The organism is Embleya sp. NPDC055664 (assembly GCF_053618075.1).
In genome coordinates this window covers 789,507-798,448 of sequence record NZ_JBSHGZ010000001.1, presented here as the reverse complement: position 1 = coordinate 798,448, position 8,942 = coordinate 789,507, and the positions used below count along the sequence as shown (strand labels likewise).

At 68.9% G+C, this 8,942-nt stretch carries 3 protein-coding genes; 1 reads left to right on the top strand and 2 read right to left on the bottom strand.

Annotation, left to right across the window (positions count from 1 at the left end):
* The coding region (locus ACWGR4_RS03190) for a hypothetical protein (RefSeq protein ID WP_452134165.1) at window positions 1-310 on the top strand (310 nt) is incomplete at its 5' end.
* Between the two features lie 179 nt (window positions 311-489).
* Here ACWGR4_RS03190 and ACWGR4_RS03185 read toward each other — a convergent pair.
* Together ACWGR4_RS03185 and ACWGR4_RS03180 are read right to left on the bottom strand one after the other, a co-directional pair.
* Window positions 490-5,238 carry a DUF4082 domain-containing protein gene (locus ACWGR4_RS03185; protein ID WP_452130342.1) on the bottom strand — a complete coding sequence of 1,583 codons (4,749 nt, stop codon included), beginning with the start codon at window positions 5,236-5,238 and terminating at the stop codon, window positions 490-492.
* A gap of 251 nt (window positions 5,239-5,489) precedes the next feature.
* Window positions 5,490-8,723, bottom strand: a complete 3,234-nt coding sequence (locus ACWGR4_RS03180; RefSeq protein WP_452130341.1) for a DUF4082 domain-containing protein — start codon at window positions 8,721-8,723, stop codon at window positions 5,490-5,492.
* Window positions 8,724-8,942 lie beyond the last annotated feature (219 nt).

Genomic DNA, 8,942 nt, shown 5'->3' with positions numbered 1-8,942 from the left:
TTTGGCGTTGACTTTTGGCACGCTGTTGAGTTCTCAAGGAACGGACGCTTCCTTCGGTGCGGAATCAACCGCGCCCTCCGGGCGTTTGACGTTCGGTTTGTGTTGCTTTGTGTTTCTCTTGTTTCGCTTTCGCGTCTCCAGCTTAGCACACCGTTTCGGCCGCTTCGCTTTCCTCGCTTTCGGCATCCGGCGCGTTCCCGCGCTTTCCGCCTTTCAGACTCTAGCAGATCTTCCGACCCGCTTCGTCCCGCCGCTTCGGGCATCGGGAATTCGCATTTCCGAGGCATTTGGCGGCGCCCGCCGACTTTAGCGGAGCGCATTCCGATCGCCTAATCGGTGATCGGGGATTGTGCTCGCCTCCCGCGCGGACTTCGCAACAGTACACGGCCGGGCCCGGAGCGCCAAATCGCTCCGGGCCCGGCCGCTCATACCTCTCCCCACGGCCTCGGCGGCGGGTCACCGTCGCCTCGCCGCCGGCTCAGCGCAGCCTCAACGCCCCTTCCCCGTCCGCGTGTTCGGCCCCGGCGCGGTGTTCGGGCCCGCCTCCGTCACCGGGGCCGTCGGGGTCACCTTGCCGTCGTGTGTGAAGCCGATGCCCTTCAAGGTCGGCATTGCCGTGCCGTCGCCGGTCAGCTCCACCCGGTATTGCAGGAATCGCGACGACGTCCCCACCGTGTGCCCCGGCTTGGCCAGGTCCTTCCACGGTGTCCAGCTCGCGTCGGGAATCGCGGTGGTGCCGGTTCGGACCGATACCCGCAGCGTCGTGCCCTTGGGAATATCGGCCTGCCAGTCGCTCGCCAGCCACGTGACCATTTGGCCGGCGTCCAGGGCCTTGGATACGTACGTACCGGTGCGAGCCCGGTCCAGGGTGAGGGCATCGGGGCGGTCGCCGCTGACCGCTCCGCCCGAGACCGTGCCGTTGGTGAAGTCGAAGGCGCCGGTCTCGGCGACGCCCGGCCTCGGCATGACCAGGCGGGCCGTGTCCTTCTTCTTTCCGCCGCCGCCCGTCCAGGTCCCCTCGTTCCCGGCCGCGTCGATGCCCGCCAGGCGGAAGGCGTACGTCGCGCCGGCGCCGAGGTGGCCGAGCTTGGCGTGGTGGGTGGTGGTGCGCTGCTTCGCGTCCGTGTATACCGGGCGCACCGCGGCCGCTGTGTCGCCGAGCAGGACCGACGTCGTGGTGGGCTTGTCCGTCTTCCAGGTCAGGTCGGCGCTGCCGTCCGGCCAGGTCTTGACCGCGACGTCGCTGATCACCGGGGCCTTGCGGTCGGCCTTGGGGGTGCGGAACTCGGCGGGCTTGGTGTTCGGGGCGGGCCAGGTGGTGCGGTCGCCCTTCGCGTTCACCGAGGTGAGTCGGTAGTAGTAGGTGGTGTCGGGCTTGAGCGCGCCCAGGGCCACCTTGTGCTCACCGGCCGTCTCCACGCTCTGCTGGGTGATGGGCAGCTGGTCCGGCTGGGTACCGAGCTGCATCTCCGTGGTGGCCGGGACGTCCGTCGTCCAGGTCAGGGTGCCCGAGCCGTCGGGTGCCGGGGCCGCCTCGGCCCGGGCGATCAGCGGAGCGACCGGGGTGGCGTAGGTGGCCGTGTACGCGCCGGAGGTCCCGTCGAAGACGGCGTACTCGATGCCCTTGATCGTGGTCTTCTGGAAGGTGACCGGGGCGCCGCCCCGGGACAGACCGGTGAGCGTGGTGCCGCCCGAGCCGGTGGTCGGGAGCATCGTCATCAGGTTCGTCGCGGCCGCGTTCTGGTTGACCGTGAAGGTGACCGTGTTGCCGACCCGGTTCAGGCCGGTGACGGTCGAGGCGTTGCGCGCGTCGGTCCAGTCCAGGAGTTGTTTGGCGGAGACGATCGGGACGTTCTTGGCTTTCGCCGAGGCGATCAGCGCGGCCTCGATGTCGAGCTGGCCCACGTTGCCGACCCCGCCGTTGGCGTTCGCCGAGTCGGTGTGGTTGTTCATCACGAACGCGCCGTAGAAGCCGTCGTTGTTGGCACCGCTGACGAGTTGATCGAACGTGTCCGGATAGACCTGTTGGAATTCGTCGTTGATCTGCGTGGTGCCCTGGTAGATGTCGATCATCTGACCACTGGGGTCGGTGAAGCGCATCGGGAATCCGGAGCCGGTGAAGAATCCGGGACTGGCCTTCATCAGCGCCCCGCCCCAGGTGTTCTTCCAGTAGTCGGGCATGTAGTAGTAGTTCGTGTCGAGCCGGATTCCCTTGGCCCGGGCGATCGTCGCGTTGGAACTCCAGTCCGGCCAGATCAGGCAGTGGGTCCGGTTGGTGGTCGGCTTCAGCGGGGCGTAGCGGGTGAAGTCGTCCAGGCTGTTCTCGTACACCGCTGAAAGTTCGGCGTTGATGTCCGCCTGCGACGCGCCGGCGCGCATCTGCGGACAGCTGCCGTTCTCGTCGACGTGTCGGGCGATCTCGAAGCCCTGGGCGGTCCAGTTCTGTACGTCGGACACCGGGGGTGCCTGGGTGCCCTGGGGTCCCGGGCCCCAGACGTAGATGGTGCCGCGCATACATTTCCAGTTCCGGACCGCGGCGTCGCGCAGGGCCGCGATGGGGCTGGAGCAGTTCGGGTCGGAGCTGTTGTTGTTGTAACGGGTGACCCGACCCTGCATGTCGCCGAGGTTTTGGCCGTGGTTGTCGCCGGTGGAGACCATCACGACCTTGAGCAGGTCGGGCGCGGCGGTGGCGGCGTTGCCGGGCAGGTACCAGGTCCTGGGGATCGGGGCCTTGGCGCGGTTGCCGATCTCGATCAGGTTGGCGAACAGGCGCTGCTGTTCGTCGGCCTGCGGGACGCGGACGCGGCTGAGGTCGACCCAGTCCGGGTAGAACATGTCGTCGGCGCGCATCAGCGGGCCGCCGCTGTCGGAGAAGTTGTCGTTCTCGACGCCGGCCTGGGCGGGGTTGCCCTGGCGGGTCTGCACGATGGAGCGGGCCAGGTCGTAGGTGAAGGCGGAGGCGATGCCGCTGCCGACGGTGCGGGTGGTGACGGCCGGGCCGAGCGGGCTGGTGCCGGTGCGGGTGTACAGGTCCGCGACGCGGATCGTGCCGACGCCGCCGGGGACCGTCCATACGTCGGCGGGGCCGTGGTACTGCATGCTCAGTTGGCTGTAGATGCCGGCGCCGGGCGCGGTGCCGCTGTCGACCTTCATGTATTGGTTGGCCTGGAAGCCGCCGGAGGTGCCGAGGCCGAGCAGGCCGGCCAGGGCGGCGCGCGGGTGCATGGCGATCAGGTTGCCGCCGGCGTTGACCCACGTGGTGAGGTCGGCGACCAGTTGTGCGGAGGGTGCGAAGTCGCCGAGGACGACGGTGGTGTAGCCGTTCAGTACGGTCGCGGTGACCGTGCTCGCGTCCTTGACGGCGAAGGAGTTCAGGCCCTCGGCGCGCAGAATCTCGGTGTAGTAGCAGCTGAAGGGATTCGAGTCGGCCTTGATCACCAGGATCGGGCCGGTGTTCGGGGCGTCGCACGGCGGGGTGGGCGGGGCCTGGCCGGTGGTGAAGGACCAGTTGGCGTCGGGCATCGCGTTGTCGGAGCGGTCCTTGACCCCGCCGACGGTGAGTGTGTACGGCGTGCCGTAGGCCAGTTCGGCGTTCGGCTTGAGGGTGAGCTGGGTCGGGTTGGTGGGGTTGTCGAATTCGAGTTCGGTGGGTATGACCGTGCCGTTGCGCTTGAGTTCGAAGGTCAGGCCGGTGGTCTTGAGCGGTTCGCTGAAGGTGACCGAGGGTTGTACACCGGCGAGTACGCCGTTGGCGTTGGGTGTCGGCGACTGGTCGGTGATGGCGGGGGCGACGGTGTCCTCGGCGTTGGTGCTGAAGACCACGTCGACCCAGTAGTTGCTGCCGTTCCAGCTGTCGGTCGGGTAGATGCTGCCGGCGTTGTACTTGTAGACGCCGTTGCCGCCGTCGACCCCGTCGGCGAGTGCGCTGATCATCGTGTTGCCGACGGCCTGGGAGAACGAGGCGGTGTTGGCCGGGTAGTTGCCGTTGGGGGCGAAGTAGGAGGCGACGTAGGTGACGCCAGCGTGCACGGTGATCGGGGTGGGCAGGTCGACGGTTTGCCAGCCGGTTCCGGTGCGGTTGACGTTGGGTACGGTGGCGAGCCGGGTCTGGGTGTTCTTGTCCCACAGGCTGACCGCGTAGGGGCCGGTGCTGCCGGCGAGTTTCCAGAACCTGATCGACTTGATCTGGCCGTCGGTGGCGGTGCGGAACTTGACGCCGACCTCGACGCTGTTGTTGTCGGTCTGGTTCGGGGTGGTCGGGCTGACCGGGCCGGTCCAGATGCTGGTCTCGATGTTCTGGGTGCTGCCGTTGCCGGTGGTGAAGGACCAGGACTTGGTCGCCGTGGTGTTGCCGGCGGCGTCCTTGGCCCCGGACACGCTCACGGTGTAGCCGGTGGACGCGGCGAGCGCCGAAGTGGGCGTGAACGTGGCGGTGTTGCCGTTGTAGGACGCGGTGCCCGGGACGGCCGGGCCGCCGGTCGCGGTGACCGCCCACTGCACGGTGGCGGCTTGGACCGGTTCGCTGAAGGTGACGGACAGCGGTGCGGCGGTGGCCACTCCGGTGGCGTTGGCGGCCGGGACGGTCTGGGTGACCGTGGGCGGTGTGGTGTCGGCGCCGGGGACGAAGGAGACGTCGACCCAGTAGTTGCCGGCCCGGTAGGAGTCGGTCGGCATGCCGCCGCCGGGGTTGTACGTGTAGACGCCGTTGCCCTGGGTGCCGTTGCTCGCCGGGGCGACGAGTTGTTCGACCGTGCGGTCGGTCGCGAAGTAGTCGGCGGTGACCGTGTAGCGGCCGACGGGCGCGACGTAGGAGGCGATGTACTCGGTGCCGGCGGTGACGGGGATCGGCGTGGCGAACGTGGCGCTCTGCCAGCCGGACGTGCTCTCGCCGGTGAAGGTCACCGAAGTGGCGGTGCCGGTGGCGGTGTTCCAGATCCGGCCCGTGTGGGTGCCGGTGTTGGCCGCGTCCTTCCAGAACTTGACCTGGGTGATCGTGCCGTCCTGGGCGGGCTTGAAGCGCACGCCCAACTCGACGGCCACCGCGTCGGTGTCGGTCACCGCGCCGCCCGGGGTGGCGCCCGCGAACAGCGAGCACGGACTGCATGGTGCGGCCTGGGCCGCGGTGATCGGGGCGAACAGGGTGAACAACAATGCGCCGATCGCGGCGAACGTGATGCTCGCCCATGTCCCTCGGCGTTGTCGAAGTCCCGGTCTGGTTCTGGCGCAGGCAACCTTCATCGAGTTGGTGCTCCTCAATGGCATGACGGTCGGTCGTCGGTTCGTGGGTGCGGGCGGGCGTGGGCGCGCCGGAACTCGGGTCGCCGCGCCCGTCTCGGAGACCGGGCCGCCGGCGGCGTGTTGCCGTCGGCGGCGCGGTTTCCGTGTGTCGGTTCCGGGTGGTGCCGGTTGCCGGCGTCGGGACCCGGGCCGGGACGGGTTGGTGGGAACTGGCCGGTGGAGACTGGTTGGTGGGAGCCGGTCCGTGGGGACTAGTTGGTGGTGAAGACGACGTCCACCCAGTAGTTGCTGTCGTTCCAGGTGCCGGTCGGGAAGCCGGTGCCGGTCGTGTACACGCCGTTGCCGCCGACGGTGCCGGAGGCGGGGGCGGTGATCGGTCCGGTTCCGGCCGCCGCCGTCAGGCCGCCCTCGGTGGAGGAGTAGCGGCCCACGGGCGCGTAGTACGAGGCCACGTAGGTGGTGTTGGCGGCGATCACGACCGGTTGGGCGAAGTTCACCTGTTGCCAGCCCGACGCGGTCTCGCCGGTGAAGGTCGCGCTGGTCAGGATGCTGCCCGCGGCGGACCAGATGGTCCCGGTGTGCGTGCCGGTGTTGCTCGGGCCCTTGTAGAACCGCAGGCCCGTGATCTTCCCGGGCACCGTGGTGCGGAATTTGACGCCGAGTTGCATGCCGGCGGTGTCGGTGTCGGAGAGTACGGCCGGCGTCGCCGTCGCGGGCCAGATGGTGCAGGACGGGTTGCAGGTGGGCGGCGGGGTGCTGCCGGCCGTGGTGAAGGACCAGTATTTGTCGGCCATCGGCGTACCGTCGGCGGATTGTGCGCCGCCGAGGGTGACCGAGTAGGTGGCGCCGGGTATCAGGTCGGTGGCCGGATCGAACGTGGCGACCCTGGTCGTGGCGTTGTAGCTCGCGGTGCCGGTGACCCGGCCGCTTTCGCCCCGGTCGATGGTCCAGACGATCGTCGCGGGCTGTACCGCCACATCGAACGTGGCGGTGATGTTGCCGCCGACCGGGGCGAAGCCCTCCCCGCTCGCCGGGACGGTCGTGGTGACCTGCGGCGCGGTGCCGGTCGGGCCGCCGTTGGTGGTGGTGAACACCGGGTCGACCCAGAAGTTGGAGTCGTTCCAGGTCGAGGTCGGGAATCCGGTGCCGTAGCGATACACCCCGTTGCCGCCGGCGGCATTGCTCGCCGGTGCGGTGAGCGGGCCGCGGATGTGCGCGGTGGTCAGGCCGCCCTGGTCGGCGGAGTACCTGCCGTTGGGGGCCAGGTAGGACGCCACGTAGGTGGTGCCCGCAGTGACCGCCACGGGCTGAGCGAACGTCACCTGCTGCCAGCCGGACGCGGTTTCGTTGGTGAACGTGGCGGTGGCGAGTCGGGTGCCGGAGGCGGACCACAGGGTCCCGGTGTGCGTGCCGGTGTTCGCGGTGTCCTTCCAAAAGCGCACGCCGGTGATGAAGCCGGCCCGGTCGGGTTGGAACTTGACGCCGAGTTCGGTGGCGGCGGTGTCCGGGTCGGGTCCGGCCGAGGGTTGGTCGGTCGGCGCCCACAGGGTGCATGGACACGTGACGGGTTGCGGCGGGCCGCCGAGCGTGACGGTGACGCCCGCCGACGGGGTCTCGGTACGGGCGCTGTCATCGGTGGCGCGGGCCTTGATGGTGATCGAGCCGCCGGCGCCGGTGGTGAACACGTAGGTCCAGTTGTCCCGGCCGGTGGTGGCGGGGTGCCAGGTCGCGCCGTTGTCGACGGAGACCTCGACGCCGCCGACCCGGCCGCCGGTGTCGGTCGCGGTGCCGGTGATGGTGACGTTGGAATTGGTGGGCAGGCTGCCGCCGTTGGTCGGCGCGGTGATGGTCGAGGTGGGCGGCGTGGTGTCGGTGCTCTGGGTCGCGGCGACCATGCCGCTCATCAGCGTGCCCGGTTGTACGCCCATGTCGGCGAACAGGTTGATCGTGGCCTGCTGCATCGCGGTGTCCACGGTGCCGTTCGCGCCGACCCGGTACACGTCCAGGCCCCAGGCCCACTGCACGGTGCCCGCGCCGAAGACGAGGGCGCCGCTGGGTGCGCGGTACAGGGTCAGGCTGTGCGTGGAACTGCCGTCGGCGTAGGTCGAACCCTGGTCCTGGAGCACCGACATGCCGGACTTGACCGTGGTGGACAGGCGGATCAGGCCCGCGGGTCGGGCGCCGTTGTCCAGGTCGGAGTCCCACTCGTAGCCCAGCGTGCCGCTGCCGAGGGTGGTCTGCGCGGTGAGGCCGAGGGTGGCCAGGCGGGTGTTGCGCCACAGGCGCAGCCGCCCGTCGGCGCCGTTGGCGTTCATGTCGGTGGTGCAGCAGTTGACGGTGAAGATGGTGCCGGTGACGCTGTTCTCCGGTCGACCGCCGTCACCGGGTGGCGAGAAGCGCGGGTCGCGCCAGGTGCCGGTCCACATGCTCGGGCCCAGCGGGTCGATCGACTGGTTCGCGTGGGTGTCCTTGTAGGCGACCAGGTTGCGGTGGTCGGGACCGTTGCCGTTGATCCCGCCGTTCTCCCAACGGGTCTTCCAGAACATCTCGTTGCCGGAGAAGAAGGCGAGGTTGACGCCCGCGTCCCGGGCCGCCTCGACGTTGGCGCGTTGTGGGCCGGACCAGTATTCGTCGTGGCCGACGGACAGGAACACCTTGTGGTTCTTGATCAGTTGGCCGCGTCGATCGGTGTCGACGCCGGTCGTGTAGGAAACGTCGTAGCCATTGCGTTCGATGAAGCGCAACATCGCGAACTCGGCGTTGAACAGCGAGTCCTCGGGGTTGTCGGCGCGCGTGGTGAACGGCCGGTTGTAGCTGACCTTGTAGGCGCGCCCCACCGGTTGTCCGGTGTACAGGTCGTTGCCGCCATAGGCGTTGTATGCCTGCCATGTGGTGTCGGAGGACTGCATCAGCAGTGCCGAGTGCGACGCGTCGTTGCGGACGATGAACGGGATCTGGCTCGCGCCGGAACTGCCGTCGGTGCGGGTGGGTTTGGCGATGTAGTAGCCGGATACCGCGTCGGCGGGCACGGTCCAGGACGCGGAGTCGGTCCAGTTGGAGCAGTCGATCAGACCGGTCACCAGGTTGTCGATGTCGCAGTCGTCCTGCCGCTTGGGCGTCGTGGCGGAGGCCGGGATCGTGTAGACCTTGCGCGCGCCGTTGCCGTTGTACCAACCGAGTCGGTAGATGTCGACGCGGTAGGAGCTCGCGGTGGTGTCGATCCGGAACTTGATCTGGCCACCGGCGTTGACGCTGATGTCCGTGGAGTAGCCCTGGATGGAATTGCTGCCGGCGCCGCTGACGTCCCATTCGGTCCGAGGATTTCCGGTCTTGCTGTTCTCGCAGGCGATGGCGTTGGCGACCGGCGCGTCGCAGGGACCCGCGGCCGCCTTGGGTGTCTGCGGTGCCGCGACGGTCAACGCGAGCAGTAGCGCGAACAGTGTCGGCACGGTCGCTCTGCGCAGCCTTGGTCTGGGTATCTTCATGAGTGTCCCCCACCCGAATATCGGTCCCCGGGGCGGTGTCCCGGGGCCGAGATACGGGAAAGTGTGGCGTACGTTCCGGCCTGTTGTCCGGGTTTTGCCCTCTCGTGCAGCGGGCCGTGGGTACAGTGCGGGAAGCCGGGGGTGGGGCGACTCCGGGTCGGGCCCGGGGAGTTCGAATCGGCGGCTCGGGTGGGGATGGTAGGGCGCGACGGTCCGGGG